12 protein-coding genes and 1 pseudogene are annotated in these 14286 nt (G+C 70.0%); 4 read left to right on the forward strand and 9 right to left on the reverse strand.

All coding sequences use genetic code 11. From position 1 onward, the window contains the following. Positions 1–30 precede the first annotated feature (30 nt). The 6 genes from AQI95_RS13950 to AQI95_RS13975 form a co-directional block, all read right to left on the reverse strand. Complete coding sequence (locus tag AQI95_RS13950) at positions 31–948, reverse strand: aromatic prenyltransferase (RefSeq protein ID WP_067123092.1); 918 nt, start codon at positions 946–948, stop codon at positions 31–33. A 26-nt stretch (positions 949–974) separates the two neighbouring features. Further along, positions 975–2561, reverse strand: coding sequence for a class I adenylate-forming enzyme family protein (locus tag AQI95_RS13955; RefSeq protein ID WP_067122188.1), 1587 nt, complete (start codon positions 2559–2561; stop codon positions 975–977). 404 nt (positions 2562–2965) lie between these two features. Further along, on the reverse strand, positions 2966–3961 hold the full coding sequence (locus AQI95_RS13960; RefSeq protein ID WP_067122191.1) for a class I SAM-dependent methyltransferase: 996 nt from the start codon (positions 3959–3961) through the stop codon (positions 2966–2968). Beyond that, positions 3958–5115, reverse strand: a complete 1158-nt coding sequence (locus tag AQI95_RS13965) for a DegT/DnrJ/EryC1/StrS family aminotransferase (RefSeq protein WP_067123095.1) — start codon at positions 5113–5115, stop codon at positions 3958–3960. Before AQI95_RS13965 ends, AQI95_RS13960 begins: the two co-directional genes overlap by 4 nt. Positions 5116–5120: 5 nt before the next feature. Continuing rightward, positions 5121–5687, reverse strand: a complete 567-nt coding sequence (locus AQI95_RS13970; protein ID WP_067122194.1) for a cupin domain-containing protein — start codon at positions 5685–5687, stop codon at positions 5121–5123. A 30-nt stretch (positions 5688–5717) separates the two neighbouring features. Then, positions 5718–6785, reverse strand: a complete 1068-nt coding sequence (locus AQI95_RS13975; protein WP_208614166.1) for a type III polyketide synthase — start codon at positions 6783–6785, stop codon at positions 5718–5720. 457 nt (positions 6786–7242) lie between these two features. Between AQI95_RS13975 and AQI95_RS13980 the strand changes: the two genes are divergently transcribed. Together AQI95_RS13980 and asnB are read left to right on the forward strand one after the other, a co-directional pair. Then, a complete protein-coding gene (locus AQI95_RS13980) occupies positions 7243–8001 on the forward strand; it encodes a hypothetical protein (RefSeq protein ID WP_067122197.1) in 759 nt (252 codons plus the stop codon). A gap of 83 nt (positions 8002–8084) precedes the next feature. Beyond that, positions 8085–9912, forward strand: a pseudogene (gene asnB / locus AQI95_RS13985) (asparagine synthase (glutamine-hydrolyzing)). On the opposite strand, the gene AQI95_RS13990 reads toward asnB, so the two are convergent. Further along, entirely contained in the window at positions 9888–10313 is a 426-nt protein-coding gene (locus AQI95_RS13990) for an ArsR/SmtB family transcription factor (protein WP_067122200.1), read from the reverse strand. The pseudogene asnB and the gene AQI95_RS13990 overlap by 25 nt on opposite strands. Positions 10314–10439: 126 nt before the next feature. Here AQI95_RS13990 and AQI95_RS13995 point away from each other — a divergent pair, with 126 nt between their 5' ends. Then, positions 10440–11648 (forward strand): MFS transporter, encoded by a 1209-nt coding sequence (locus AQI95_RS13995; RefSeq protein ID WP_067122203.1) that lies wholly within the window; start codon positions 10440–10442, stop codon positions 11646–11648. Positions 11649–11777: 129 nt separating this feature from the next. On the opposite strand, the gene AQI95_RS14000 is transcribed toward AQI95_RS13995, so the two are convergent. Then, complete coding sequence (locus tag AQI95_RS14000; protein ID WP_067122206.1) at positions 11778–12719, reverse strand: amidohydrolase family protein; 942 nt, start codon at positions 12717–12719, stop codon at positions 11778–11780. Positions 12720–12776: 57 nt separating this feature from the next. Between AQI95_RS14000 and AQI95_RS14005 the strand changes: the two genes are divergently transcribed. Further along, positions 12777–13274, forward strand: a complete 498-nt coding sequence (locus AQI95_RS14005; RefSeq protein ID WP_067122209.1) for a MarR family winged helix-turn-helix transcriptional regulator — start codon at positions 12777–12779, stop codon at positions 13272–13274. A gap of 37 nt (positions 13275–13311) precedes the next feature. On the opposite strand, the gene AQI95_RS14010 is transcribed toward AQI95_RS14005, so the two are convergent. Next, the gene (locus tag AQI95_RS14010) at positions 13312–14283 is read right to left on the reverse strand and encodes an antibiotic biosynthesis monooxygenase (protein WP_067122212.1); all 972 of its coding nucleotides are present in this window, start codon (positions 14281–14283) and stop codon (positions 13312–13314) included. Between the last annotated feature and the right edge of the window lie 3 nt (positions 14284–14286).

Genomic DNA, 14286 nt, shown 5'->3' on the forward strand with positions numbered 1-14286 from the left:
TTCTGCGGAGCGCGTGAACCGATCTCTCGGTTATGCGGATTCCTGGTCGCGAACGGCGATGTAGGCGGCGTTCAACCGGCTGACGGAGCGCCAGCGGTAGTACGACTGGAGTTTGTAGTACTCCTCGCCGTCGGACGTCACGGCGGCATAGACCATCTTGGGGTCGTCGACACCGTAGGGAACGCTCTTCACAAAGTGCTCGATCTTGGTGCCCAACCGCGCGAAGTACGCCATCGGGTTCTCCGTCTTCACACCGTAGGAGATCCGCTGGATATCCTTGGAATCCCAGCTGTGGGTGGTGTAGAGCCCGAACGACTTCTCGCAGAAGTTGAACATCTGCTCACTCGGGCTGGGCAGTCCGATCTCCCGGTGCATGGCCAGGACGGCCTTGCGCTCGAAGCACTCCGCCGGCGCCCTGAGGTACGCGTTCATCGTCCGGCTGCGGTAGTCGATCCCGAGCACGTCCACCTTGTCGGCCATGCCGTGGCGGTTGAAGAAGTCGATGTTCTCGGCCAGGCTCTGCGGCATCGACGCCAGTCCGGTGAGCCGGGCCAGCGTCTCGTGCTCCCCCGCGGGGAAGTACACCCAGATCTTCTTGAACCCGGACGTGACGCCGAAGTCGATGCCGTAGCTGTCGATGGCGCACAACTGCTGGATGTCCGACAGGAGATCGCCGATGGGGTGGTCCGTCTTCTCGATCAGGCCCTTCGACAGGGCGACGGCGTACGGGTCGACGTCCTTGGGAAGGGTGAAGCGCGCGTCGAAATCGCCCTCGTGCTGGGCGTTCGTGGCCACCCTGAAGGCGATCACGGCACGGGAGAGCGGCTCCTCGAACGCGGTCAGGATGGGCAGGACGACATCCCGCGAAGCGGTCACGTCCAGCAGGCCGGCCGACTTCTCGATCGCCGAGAAGACACCTGCCACATCGACAGCGGCTGTTTGCGACATCATTACTCCAAAACGTCGATCACGGATCAGGCTCGGTCCTGTGGCTTGCCCTTGAGCCGGTCGGCCAGCGCGAGGCGCTGTACCTTGAGGGTTCCGGTGCGCGGCAGTTCGGCCTCGGGGATCTGGACCGGGTCGGCCAGCTGCGGGAAGTCGGCGACGACCGCGCGCCAGCGGTCCAGGTCCAACGGCTTGTCGGCGTGGGTGCAGAGCACGGGGACGGCCTCGGAGTCGGGTCCTTGGACCACGACCAGCTCGCTCAGCTCCGGCAGTTGGGCGAGGACCAGGTCCTCGACCTCCAGGGAGCTGCGGACCCCGGGGATCATGTCGACCTCGCGGTCGAGCATGTGCAGGCAGCCGAACCTGGTGAAGTAGCCGACGTCTCCGGTACCCCACCACTGGCCGTCCCGGTTGCTGTCGTAGCGCTCCTGCTCGCCGAAGTAGGTCTTGGCCAGAGCGGGCCAGGAGACCTGGATGCGGCCGGGGTTCTGGGCCGTCGGCCGCTTTCCGTCACGGCTGACGACGCGGACCTTGGCCGAGCCCACGGGCATCTGCCAGCCGACGCAGCGGCCGTTGGCCTTGTGGGCGGAGTTCCGGAAGTAGGCACGGCCGACGGCGGGCCCGACCTCGCTCTGCCCGTAGATCTGGAAGAACAGCGCGCCCCGCCGGTCGGACGACTTGAGCAGCCTGCTCATCGTCCCGGGGTGGATCGCGTCGAAGGTGCTGCTGAAGTACTTCACCGAGGCGAACGGCTTGCGCGGGTCCTCGGCCAGACCCTCCCAGGCCATCAGCGAGTTGGGCAGCGCCTCGATGAGCCCGGGCCGGTTCGCGAGGAACAGCTCGGCGACCGTGTCGGGGTCCGACTCGTTCATGAGCAGCACCGGCATCTCCTTCAGGAGCGCCAGGGCCATCGCCGCGACGTTCCGGGAGTGCACGAAGGGGATGTGGATCGCGACGTTCTCCCGCCTGCGCATGAGGGAGAGCAGCCGCCACTGCGGCTTGAGCCGCAGGCCCTGGGTGCGGGGCGTGTGCACGACCAGCTTGGGCACCCCGGTGGTACCGGAGGTGTGGGTGATCACGGCGGCCTCGTCGATGGGCCGCACCACGGGCTGGACCCGCGGCGAACCGGCCAGCGCGGCCAGCGACGTGGTCTGCGCCCGCTCACCGGAGACGATGACCACCTGCCGGGTCAGCTCGGACAGCGGCAGCTCGGCCAGCGCATCGAGCTTGTGCTCATCGGTGAGCAGGTTCGGCCGGTCGACCCGTTCGAGGAGGGCGCCGACGGTCACCGCGTCCAGGCTGGGCGAGAGCAGGACGGGCACCGCGCCGATCCGGGACGCGGCACAGGCCAGCACCCACACATCGGCGTTCGCCTTCTTGTGGAGCACGATGTGCTGGTCGGGCCGTACACCGGCGGCCCACAGACGGGCCGCCAGGTCGTCCACCAGCTCGGCGAGCCGGGAGACCGTCAGGTGCCGGCCCACCTCGGGAAGGACGTCCAGATCGTGGTCGAGTGTGATCGGCGTCGACGCGTTGACGGCTGCGGCCATGTCCGGCAGCAGACCGATGTGAAGACCGCGCTTCTGTATCGATTGATAGGCCACAGAGCCCTTCATCGGACCCTCTCCTTTGCGGTGATCGAGGACATGCGGGCTGTCGCGGCTCGGTGCGGGCACCGCAGAGCACCGCGCGGCACGCGGGCCCGGGTCCAGCGCGATCGAGCGGGCTTGCCGGCGGCGGATGTGCGGGGGCTGCGCCGCCCGTCAGCGGCGTCGCTCGCGGCGACGTGGCGGCCGGTGCCACGTGTGGGGGGACCTTCCGCGCCCGCGAGGCAGCGGGGGCGTGCATGGCGGCAGGCGGCGGGCGGCGGGCGGCAGACGGGAGTTGGGAGTTGGGAGTTGGGCGACAGGACCTAGGGCCGCCTGCGGGGTCGGGCTGAGCCCGTCGCCCCTAGGGTGACCGTGCCCCTCAGGGCGCGGTTCACGAAGGTCTGCCGCTCAACGGGCGACGGTCGTGCCGCTCACCGGGCGATGGTCACGGTGGCGGGCGGTGCGCGGTGGAACGAGACGTCCTCGAAACCGGCCTTGCCGAGCCAGTCGCGGTAGTCCGCCCGCCGCCAGGTGTTGCCCCGCTTGCTCTTGAGCAGCATCTCCGAGGCGAAGATCAGCGGGAAGGCCGGACCGCTGCGGTCGTCGTCGACGACGTAGTCGCAGACCACCAGGGCACCGCCGGGCTTGAGAGCCTTGCGGAGCCTGGTGAAGACCTCCACGTTGTCCTCCGGCCCTTCCTGGTGGGCGATGTGGGAGTAGACCGCGATGTCGTACGTCGCGGTGCCGAAGTCGGCGGTGTGGAGGTCACCGTTGACGGTGGTGAACCGGTCGCCCACGCCCCGCTCGTCCAGCAGCCGGCGGGCGATCGCGTTGATCGGCTCCCAGTCGAGCTGGGTCGAGCGGGCGGCCGGGTTGGTCTCCAGCCAGATCGCCGAGTAGATGCCCGAGCCGCCGCCGACGTCGAGGATCGAGAGCTCGCCGGCCTCGGCCAGTGCGAGCTGTTCGGCCGCGATGGCCGCGGCGGGCACCGACTGTGCGGCGATGGCCTTGACGATCTCTTCCCAGTGCGGGTTGTTGGCCACCTCGACCACCGGGTTCGACACCGGTCCGCCGACGCGGACCACCTCGGCCAGGTCGGTCAGAGCCGCCATGTGCCTGAGCTTGAGCCTCGCGAACCGCGCCAGCGAGACGGGCGTGTCCTCGACCAGGTAGGTGGAGGCCTCGGGGGTGTTGCGGTACCGGCTCTCGTGCACCTCGACCAGACCCACGCTGACCAGGCCGTCGAGGAGGGTCTGCGCTCCCCGCTCGGAGATCCCGGCACGGTCGGCCAGCTCGGCGGCCGTGCCGGCCCCGTGCTCGAGATGGGTGAACAGCGAGTGGGTGGACGCGGCGGCGAGGACTCCGGTCGCCCAGTAGCCGTTGATGAGCCGCATCACCCGGTCCGGCGACGGCGTGTCGTTCGTCATGCTGCCCCTCCGAGGACCCGGGTGGAGGACGAGTGGGTCCGCACCGCGCTGCGCAGGGCGGTCACGACCCGTTCGACCTGGTTCGGCTTGAGTTCCGCGTGCATGGGAACGGAGAGCTGGCGCTGGAAGAGATCCGCCGAGACGGGGCACTTCTGTGTGGTCTCGAACACGGGCTGCACATGGGCCGCGAACGTCCCGTGCCCGCAGCCGATGCCCTGGCCGCGCAGCTCGGCCGCGACGGCCGCGCGGTCCACGCTCGCGTCGAGCGTCACCATGTAGGTCTGCCAGGCGTGGGTGCGGTCCTGCGGGACCGTGGGCAGCGTCAGGAGTTCCTCGTCGGCGAGCAGCTCGCTGTACTGCCGGGCGAAGGCGGTGCGACGCTCCGTCAGTTCGTCGATCCGGCCCAGCTGCACCTGCAGGATCGCCGCGGCGATGTCGGACAGCTTGAAGTTGTAGCCGATCTCGGTGAACGTCGGGACGGGCAGGCCGACGACGTTGCCCATGTCGAAGATGCTGCCGATGCCGAAGGAGGAGCGCAGCCGGACGTCCTTGCCGATCTTCGGGTCGCGGGCGAGCAGCGCACCGCCCTCACCGCTGGAGGCGCCCTTGCGGCCGTGGAAGGACAGGCAGCCGATCTCGGCGAGCGCACCCGCCTGGCGGCCCTGGTAGGTCGCGCCGACCGCGCAGGCGGCGTCCTCGACGAGGAACAGGCCGTGGCGGTCGCAGATCTCCTGCAGTTCCGTGTAGTCGGCGGGCAGGCCGACCGTGTCCACGGCGATCACACCGACGGTGCGCTCGGTGATGAGGTCCGCCACCGCCTGCGGGTCGATGGTGTAGGTGTCCGGACGCACATCGGCGAAGACAGGGACGGCGTCGACATAGCGCACGGCCTGTGCGGGGGCCGGGAACCCGTAGTCGGCGACGATCACCTCGTCGCCCGGCCCGACGCCGAGCGCGAGCACGGCCAGATGGAGCGCGGCTCCGCAGTTGCTGACGGCGACGGCGTCACCGACGCCGTACTTCTGCGCCAGCTGGGCCTCCAGCGCCTTGCCCTTGGGGCCCTGGCCGGCGGGCCAGCCGGAGGCGAACACCTCGGCCACGGCGGCGAGTTCCCGCTCACCGAGACTCGCGTGCACCAGGGATATCGGTTCCATCGTGGTCACCTCGTGCTCTGCTTCGCGTTCGTTTCCTGACGGGGGATCCGCGGGGTCGGCGGTTCGTAGCGCAGCGGCGTGATCTGGCTGACGTCGTAGCGCTTGCGCATCTCCGCCACGGCCGCGGGGTCCACTGCGGTGCCGCGGTTCCAGATCTCCGCGATCTCCTCGAAGTAGTCCTCGTGGTCGGGCGAGGGAAAGCTCTGGAAGAGCATCTTCACCGGCTTGTCCGTGGCGTTGCGGAACGCGTGCGGGGTGCCGGGCGGCACGAACATGCAACTGCCCTCACCGGCGCGTATGACGCGGTCGCCGGTGGCGGACCGCCAGTGGTGCCAGGTGTCCTGGGTGCGCTCGGTCGGCTCGAAGCACAGGAGGTCCAGCTCGCCGTCCAGGACGTAGAAGAACTCCTGGGAACGGTCGTGCACATGGGCCCCGACGTCGAAGCCGGGCGGCACGATCACCTCGAAGATCGATACCGAGGATCCCATCGCCTTCGTGGCCTTGAAGGTCACCTCCTGGGCCGGGGTCGTCAGCTTTCGCCCAGCACCTGCCGGGAGGATGAGGTCAGTCATATGCTTCGCTTCCTCTGTCCGTGCCCGGGGTCAGGCGACGGTCTGCGGCACGTCGGCGGCCCAGGTGCCGAGCGCCATCTCGGCGGTGATGCCGGGACCGAAACCCGCGATCAGACCGGTCGCACCGGGTGCGGGGGTGTCCTCCTCGAACAGCCTGCGGGCGGCTTCGAGTACGACGGCGCTGGCGATGTTGCCGTACTCGTGCAGGGTCGACCAGCTGTGCCGGAACACCTCGCGGTCGACCTCCAGGAACTTCGCGAGGTCGTCGAGGATGCGCGGGCCCCCGGCGTGAATGATGTAGAAGTCGAGCTTGCCCGCGTCCCAGCTGTGGTCCTTGGCCAGTTCGCGCAGGACCGGAGCGAGGGGCTCCATCGTGCCGGGGACACGGCGGTCCAGCTGGAAGTGGAAGCCGGTGTCCCGGACGGCGTAGGAGATCCAGTCCTCGGTGCCCGGGATGAGGTAGGAGGCGTTGCGCTCCAGGTCGATGCCGACGCCCCCTTCGCCCCGTACGACGGCGGCGGCGACCGCGTCGCCGAACAGGCCGTCCGAGAGCAGCGAGCCGATGTCGTCCGCGTCGGGCTGGTAGCAGAGCGAGCACAGTTCGCAGGAGACGATCAGCACGTTGCTGCCGGGGTGGGCCGCGCAGAAGTCGTGGGCGCGGTTGATCGCCGCCCCGCCCGCCGCGCAGCCCAGCTGGGCGATGGGTATCTGCCGTGTGTCGCTGCGGAAGCCCAGGTTGTTGATCAGCCATGCGGTCAGCGACGGCATCAGGAACCCGGTGCACGACACATAGATGATCGCGTCGATGTCACGGGCCCTCAACTCGGCATTGGCCAGGGCCTGTTCGATGACCGGGGGCGTACGTTTCTTGGACTCGATCTCGTAGATGCGGTTGCGCTCCGCGAAGCCCGGATGGTGCAGGGTCTTCTCGATGGGCTGGACGATGTGCCGCTTCTTGACACCGGTGTTCTGGATCAGACGCAGCGCCAGAGCCAGTTGGGGCTTGCCGGCATGGGCTCTGGCGGCGAAGTCCAGGGTCTCTTCCACCGTGATGACATGTTCGGGTGCGTTCATCGCCGGCTTGCATAGCCTCGGCATATCTGGGATCCACTTCCTCGGAGTCTCGACAGCAAGGGCAGCGGCGCATCAGCTGATGGCAGATCGGTGCGCCCGCCGGCCTCGGTGTGGTGGGTGACGAGTTCTTCACGGGTGGCCTGATAGGCCCGCCGACGCGTCCGGCGGGCAGATACAACTCGCGGTCGGTTGCCGGGCGATGGCACCGGCCGGGCTGCGGCAGGTGGCGTTCGCGGTGACAGCCGGTCAGGGGAGGAACGCCGACGGCGAGTTGCGCCTGTCCTTCAAGGGAAGGGACTTCAGCTGCTCGGACCATGCAGCCGGCCGCTGCGGATCACAGGGGCTCGATCTCGCCTGCAAAGAGCGGCGGATGACAGTCGACCCACTGCCTTGCGGCCGTTTTCGGGCAGGGAAGGCGTGCGGAAATCGTGACACGGGAGGGACCCCTAAGCCAAGTGCACCGTTGAGTGACTCAGGTCACATGACAGACCGGCACGCCGACGGCCGGGTCCGCGCCGGCGTGGCCGGGGAACCGCCGGCGGGGCGGCTGCGCGACCACGTCCAGGACCACGGACTGACCCTGGTCCGCGCCCACTTCACCTGGGGCAAGGACCGCATCAACGACCACCGCCCCACCACCGGCGTGTCCAGCGAGGTGACCCACCCTCTGGACCTGGTGCAGTGGATCGCGGGGGCCGGCGCGGAACTCTCCCTGACCTCGGCGCTGGGCACCCGTTCCGACTTCTCGGTCTCCGGCTCCGAGGTCCTGGACAGCGTCGCCGTCTCGGGCCGTCTCGGCCCCGGCGTCGTCACCGGTTACAGCAGCTTCGTGAACATCACCCGCAAGCGCGAGGTCGACTTCGTCTTCCGCGCGCTCGACGGTGAACTGCACTACGCCACCGCCGTCTACGACACCCCGGCCTGGGACGCCGACCGGTTGCGCGTGTGGCGCCGCACCTCCGCCGGCGACGAGGAACTGCTCGCCCTCGACACCGGGTCCCGTCCGGTGGCGGAGCACGAACGGACCGTGGTGAAGCTGGGCCGCATGGCCGCGGACGTGGCCCGCTTCGTCACCGACGGCGCGCACCCCGCGCAGCCCTTCCCGGGACTGTCCGACGCGCTGGCCCTGCAGCGGCTGCTGAACACCGTGGAGCGCGAGGCCCGGACCACGGAGCCGGTGGCCTACTTCCCGGGCGGCCGGACCGTGCTCCAGGAGTCCGACTGGGAGCGCCTGGGCTGATCCGCCCCCGCCGACACCCCGACACTCCCTCTCTTCCCGACACAACAACTCGACAACCCGTCAGTCCGACAAGGAGACCGAACATGTGTGGAATAGCCGGCTGGGTGGACTTCGCCCGCGACGTACGCCAGGAGCGGCAGACCCTGGAGGCCATCACCCAGACCATGGCCTGCCGCGGCCCGGACGCCGAGGGCATGTGGGCCGACGAGCACGCCGCGCTCGGGCACCGCAGGCTCTCCATCATCGACCTCGACGGCGGCCGGCAGCCGATGACCGCCGAGGCGGACGGCCGGGTCCTGGCCTGCCTCACGTACAGCGGTGAGGTGTACAACTTCCAGGAGCTGCGCGAGGAGCTGGTCTCCCGGGGGCACCGCTTCCACACCCGCAGCGACACCGAGGTCGTCCTGCGCGGCTATCTGGAGTGGGGCGAGGGCCTGGTCGAACGGCTCAACGGCATGTACGCCTTCGCCGTCTGGGACGTGCGCGAGCAGAGCCTGCTGCTGGTCCGCGACCGAATGGGCGTGAAGCCGCTGTACTACTTCCCCACCCCGGACGGTGTGGTGTTCGGGTCCGAGCCGAAAGCGATTCTCGGCCATCCGGCCGTGCCCAGGAGGGTGACCGCCGAGGGCCTGCGCGAGGTCCTGGAGATGGTCAAGACGCCCGAGCAGGCCGTCTTCTCCGGCATGCGCGAGGTACGCCCGGGACAGCTGGTGCGCGTCTCGCGCGCGGGCGTCGCCAAGCGGACCTACTGGGCGCTTGAGGCCCGCGAGCACACCCATGACCGCGACACCACCATCTCCACGGTCCGCGAGCTGCTCGACGACATCGTGGGCCGGCAGATCGTCGCCGACGTACCGCTGTGCTCGCTGCTCTCCGGTGGTCTGGACTCCTCGGCCATCACGGCGCTGGCCCACCAGAAGCTGCTGGTGCGCGGCGAGGGCCCCGTGCGCTCCTTCTCGGTCGACTTCGCCGAGCACGGCGGCACGTTCGTCGCCGACCCGGTGCGCGGCACCTCCGACACCCCCTTCGTGCACGACCTGGTCCGGCACATCGGCGCCGACCACAGCGAGATCGTGCTCGACAGCGCCGAGCTGGCGGACCCGGAGCTGCGGGCGAAGGTGCTGCGCGCGCTGGACCTGCCGCCGGCCTACTGGGGCGACATGTGGCCGTCGCTGTACCGGCTGTTCCAGGCGGTGCGGGCCCGTTCGACGGTGGCCCTGTCCAGCGAGTCCGCGGACGAGGTGTTCGGCGGCTACCGCTGGTTCTTCGACCAGGAGGCCGTCGAGGCGCAGACGTTCCCCTGGCTGACCTCCGCGACCGGCAAGTACTTCGACGGCAAGTCGATGTTCGACCCGGGGCTGCTGCAGAAGCTGGACATGCCGGGCTTCCTGCGCGACAGCTACGCCCAGGCCGTGGGCGAGACACCCGAGCCGCCGGGCGAGAGCGCCGCCGACCGCCGTATGCGGCAGATGAGTTACGTCAACCTGACCCGGTTCGTACAGACGCTGCTGGACCGCAAGGACCGCATGAGCATGGCCGTCGGCCTGGAGGTCCGGGTGCCGTTCTGCGATCACCGGCTCGTGGAGTACGTGTTCAACGTGCCGTGGGAGCTGAAGTCCTTCGACGGCCGGGAGAAGAGCCTGCTGCGCGCCGCGACGCAGGACCTGCTGCCGGAGTCGATCGTGCAGCGCGTCAAGAGCCCGTACCCCACGACCCAGGACCCGGCCTACGAGCGGGGCTTGCGCCGGGCGCTGGCCACCGTGCTGGACGACTCCTCCTCGCCGGTGCTGCCGCTGGCTGCTGGACAGCCCGGTGGGCGAGACGAGCGCCCAGTACGACCGCTCGGGCCTGGAGCTGGCCCTCGGCGTCAACGACTGGCTCGCCGCCTACGACGTCGTCGTGGACCTGTGAGCGCGCACCTGCCCGGCCGCGGGCCGCGCTGAGCGGCCACCGGCGCCCGCCGCCGCGTCCCCCTCGGGGCGGCGGGCGCCGGGCGCGCTGTATCCGTCCTGCGCGGCGGCGCCGAGCAGATGGTCGAGCAGGCCGGGGTACCGGCTCTCCAGGTCGGCCAGGCGCAGGGAGTTGTAGCAGCGCGTCCCCTCGGAGCGGACGTAGAGCACACCGGCCTCCCTGAGGATCTTCAGGTGGTGGGTCATCGTCGACTTGGCCATCCCGTCGCCCAGTTCACCGGCGGTGCGTTCCTCGCCGTCCGCCAGTGCGAGGGCGATGCCGAGCCGTGTGGCGTCGCTCAGCGCGAAGAGCACGGCGGGCAACAGGATGTCGTCGGTCTCGGGGTGGAAGTAACGGCGCACGTCCCAAGAGTCGCACAACCGGCCGAGGTTCTTCGGACGGCCGAAATCCATCGGGCCCACTTGCCAGGTCGGGCGGCGCAACCATGATGTACCAATGAACTGCGATCATCGAACATTGAGGTTCCAGTGAAACTCGTCTACCTACTCGGCCTCGGCGCCTTCGCGCTGGGGCTCGACGCCTACGTCACGGCCGGTCTCCTGCCCGTCATCGCCGACGACTTCGACGCGTCCGTGTCGGCCACGGGACAGATGGTCACCACCTTCACCCTCGCCTACGCCATCGCGTCACCGATCTTCGCCACCCTGCTGTCCGCGTCCCGCGTCCGCACCGGACTGCTGGCCTCGCTCGCCGTGTTCGCCGTGGCGAACGCGGGCAGCGCGCTCGCCGGCTCGCTCGGGCTGCTGCTGATCGCGCGGGCCTTCGCCGGGGTCGGCGCGGGCCTGTACCTGGCGCTCGCCGCATCGGCCGCCGCCTCCCTCGTGGACGAGAAGCGGCGCGGCCGCGCCCTCGCCATGATCATGGGCGGGATGAGTTCGGGCACCGTGATCGGTGTGCCGCTCGGCGTCTTCATCGCCCAGCACACCAGCTGGCGCGCCACCCTGTGGCTGGTGGCCGCGCTCGGGCTGATCGCCTTCACCGGTCTGGCCCTGCGGCTGCCCCAGCTCCCGGCCGGCTCGTCGGTGACACTGCGCCAGCGCGCCCAGGTCGTCACCGACCCGCGGGTCGCCTCCATCGTCGGCGTGTCCTTCCTGGCCGCAATCGGCAGCCTCGGCCTGTACACGTACATCGCCCCCGTGATGAAGGCGCACGCCATGGGCGGGGTCGACAACATCACGCCCTACCTGTGGGCCTGGGGCATCGGCGGCGTCCTCGGCAGCCTGCTCATCGGCCCGCTCGTGGACCGGGTGCGCCGCCCCCAGACGCTGGTGGTCGGCATCCTGGCGCTGCTCACCCTCGCCCTCGCCGTCATGCGTCCGGCCGCCGGTGTCTCCCCGCTGCTCGCGCTGCTGCCCCTCGCCCTGTGGGGAGCCGTGGGCTGGGCGCTCCAGGTTCCGCAGCAGAACGATCTGCTCCTCGCGCGCGGCGACCGCGGCGGCTCGGTCGCCGTCGCCCTGAACGAGTCGGCGCTCTACCTCGGCAGTGCGGTCGGCTCGGGTCTCGGCGGCATCGCCTTCTCCACCGGAATCGGCGGCGCCACCCTGCCGCTGTGCGCGGCCGGGGCGGCCTTCCTCGCCCTGGTCCTGCAGCTCACCGGCGTCCGTGCCGCGTCCAAGCGGCGCCCCCTGCCGGCCACCGAGCACACCGCTGCCGTGCCCGCGCAGAGCTGCAACTGAGGCCGTTCGCACCACCCCATGAGGGCCCGGATCCTTCCGGGCAGAACACACGCGTGCACGCGGGGGCATGGCGGTCGCCGCAGGTCGCCGTCATGCCCCCGCGGGCACGCACGCGTCGAGGGTGGGCCCTCAGGCGCTCGCGAGGCGGGGGAAGAGGACCTCGGCGCTGCCACGGTCGATCGCGTCCGACTGGCCCGGCTCGAAGCCCTCGTAGCCGTCCAGCATCGAGTCGATCAGGGCTCCGTATTCCTCCGGGGCGAAAGGGAAGTCGCTGCCGTAGAGGATGTGCCCGGGGGCGGCGAAGGCGAGCAGGGAGGGCAGGGCGGACGGTGTCGCCGACAGCGCGGTGTCGAAGTAGAAGCGCCGGAGGTCGGCCAGGACGCCCTCGGGCGTGGTGCCCGGGTTGAACCGGGCGCCGACGGTGAACCGCCAGGCCGCGTAGGGCAGGAAGCCGCCCGCGTGGGAGAGGATCACCTTCATCCGGGTGTGCCGGCTCATCACCCCGTTGAGCGTCATGTGCACCGCGGTGCGGGTGGTGTCGAAGGGGAAGTCCAGCAGCGGCGCGGGCATTCCCTCCAGCATGGGCATCGGCGGCGCGTCGGGGTGCACGAAGACCACCGCGCCGCGGGCGTCGAGTTCGGCCCACAGCGCCTCGTACTCCTTGTCGCCGAGATAGCGGCCGCGGACGTTGGACATCAGCACCACGCCGTCGGCCCGCAGTTCGTCCAGCGCGTACGCCGCCTCGGCGAGCGCGCCGTCGACGTCCGGCAGCGGAAGGGCCGCGAAGAACCCGAAGCGGTCGGGCCGGTCCTTGGCCAGCTCGGCGGCGTACTCGTTGGCACCGCGGGCGACCGCGCGGGCCTCGGTGTCGTCGCCGAAGTGGGTGCCCGGTGAGCTGATCGAGAGGACGCCCGTCGCGATCGACCGGCGGTCCATCATCGCGATCGCGCTCCGCGCGTCCCAGGCGGGGGTGGGCCAGCCGCCGGCCGTGGCGCCGTGACGGTCCATCACCTCGCGGTAGGCCGGCGGGATCAGGTGCTGGTGGACGTCGACGCGACGGGCGGAGGACATGTTAGCTCGCTTCCTAATATTTAGCTTGCTAATCATTGCTCTGGTAACGTACCACTCGTGAGCAACGGCAGCAATGGCGAGCGGACGGCGACACACGGGGACGTGGACGCGGAGGAGATCGGGCAGGCGGCCGACGCGCTCTTCGTCGCCATGCGGCGAGCCCGTTCCGCGGGCGCCGAGCACGTCGGGGGACTTTCCCTGGCCCAGGTCTCGCTCCTCGAACCGCTGGCCTCGGAGACCGACATCCCCGTGGGCCGGCTCGCGAGCAGCGCGGACGTCAGCGTCCCCACCGCCACCCGCATGCTGCAGCAGTTGGAGGCGAAGGGCATCGTGGCGCGCCGCCGGTCCCCCGCGGACGAACGGCGCGTCCTGGTCAGCCTCACCGACGACGGAGCCGACCGGCTCGCCGCGCTCCGGTCCCGGCTGCGGGAGCGCCAGACCCGCGCCTACGAGGCGTTCACACCGGCCGAACGCGTCCTGCTCGTCACCCTCCTGCGCCGCCTCACCGAACTGGTCGCCCACTCCGACACCGATGCCGGCGCCGGCTCCGCCTGATCCGCGCCACCGATCGAACCGTCCGGTCGGTCGCCCGTCAGGGCAGTGTCCACAACCGGACCGTGACGAGGTAGAAGACGACGGCCCAGAAGGCCATCGCCACCGCGACGACACCGAGGCCGCGCAGGCCGGCCCTTGCCGGTGCGTCCGGCTGCTGCCGCAGCCATCGCCCGAGCATCGGGTGCACGTAGTAGGGCATGGTCAGGAAGCTCATGATGAAGCTCGACAGCAGGTTGCCCACGAGCAGGCCGATCCAGAGCGGCAGGTGCAGCGGGGACAGAGCGAGCGTCAGCAGCACCACGGTCGGGTACAGGCCGACCCAGACGGCGAGGGAGGTCCTGGTCTCGGAGGGCGGCGGCGGTGCCTCCTTGCCGTTTCCCTCGAAGGCGAACCAGCTGCCGAACGAGTTGTCGATCGTGTGCAGTGTGAAGTCGCTGAACTTCGCGCCCTCGGCCAGGACCTCCTGCCGCCGGGACGACGTCAGCCAGGCGTCGAGATGCTCGGCGGTGTCGTAGCGGTACAGCGTGGTCCATTCCTCCTGGAGCCCCTCGATGGGGCGGAACAGCTCGGTTCCGCGAAACCCCTCGAACGTGCTCTCCTCCTGGACCAGGCGGTGCTGCCAGGCGAGGAAGTCGTCGACCTGGTTCGGGGCGACGCGGTGGGTGACCACCACGGTGACCAGCGGATCCAGTGACTGGGTGCCGCTGCTGACCACCTGCTGGGTCGCCGGACCGTCGAAATACTTGGCGCCGACGTCGAGATACGTCTGCCTGGTGGCGCTGTTGATCCACGCCTGCAGATGCGCCACCGAGTCGAACCGGTACACGATGACCCAGTCCGGTTGCAGCGGTGTCGGCGGGGAGATCTCGGCGCCGAGGAAACCGGGGTAGTAGGCGGCCGCGGCGTTGAGGTCCTCCTGCCACGACTCGAACTGCCGGTCCATCCCGGGCAGGACCTTCTGACCGATGATCGCCGTCGCCGCGGCGGCTACGTTCTTTCCGGCGTCCATGAT

Source organism: Streptomyces yokosukanensis (assembly GCF_001514035.1).
GTDB classification, from domain to species: domain Bacteria; phylum Actinomycetota; class Actinomycetes; order Streptomycetales; family Streptomycetaceae; genus Streptomyces; species Streptomyces yokosukanensis.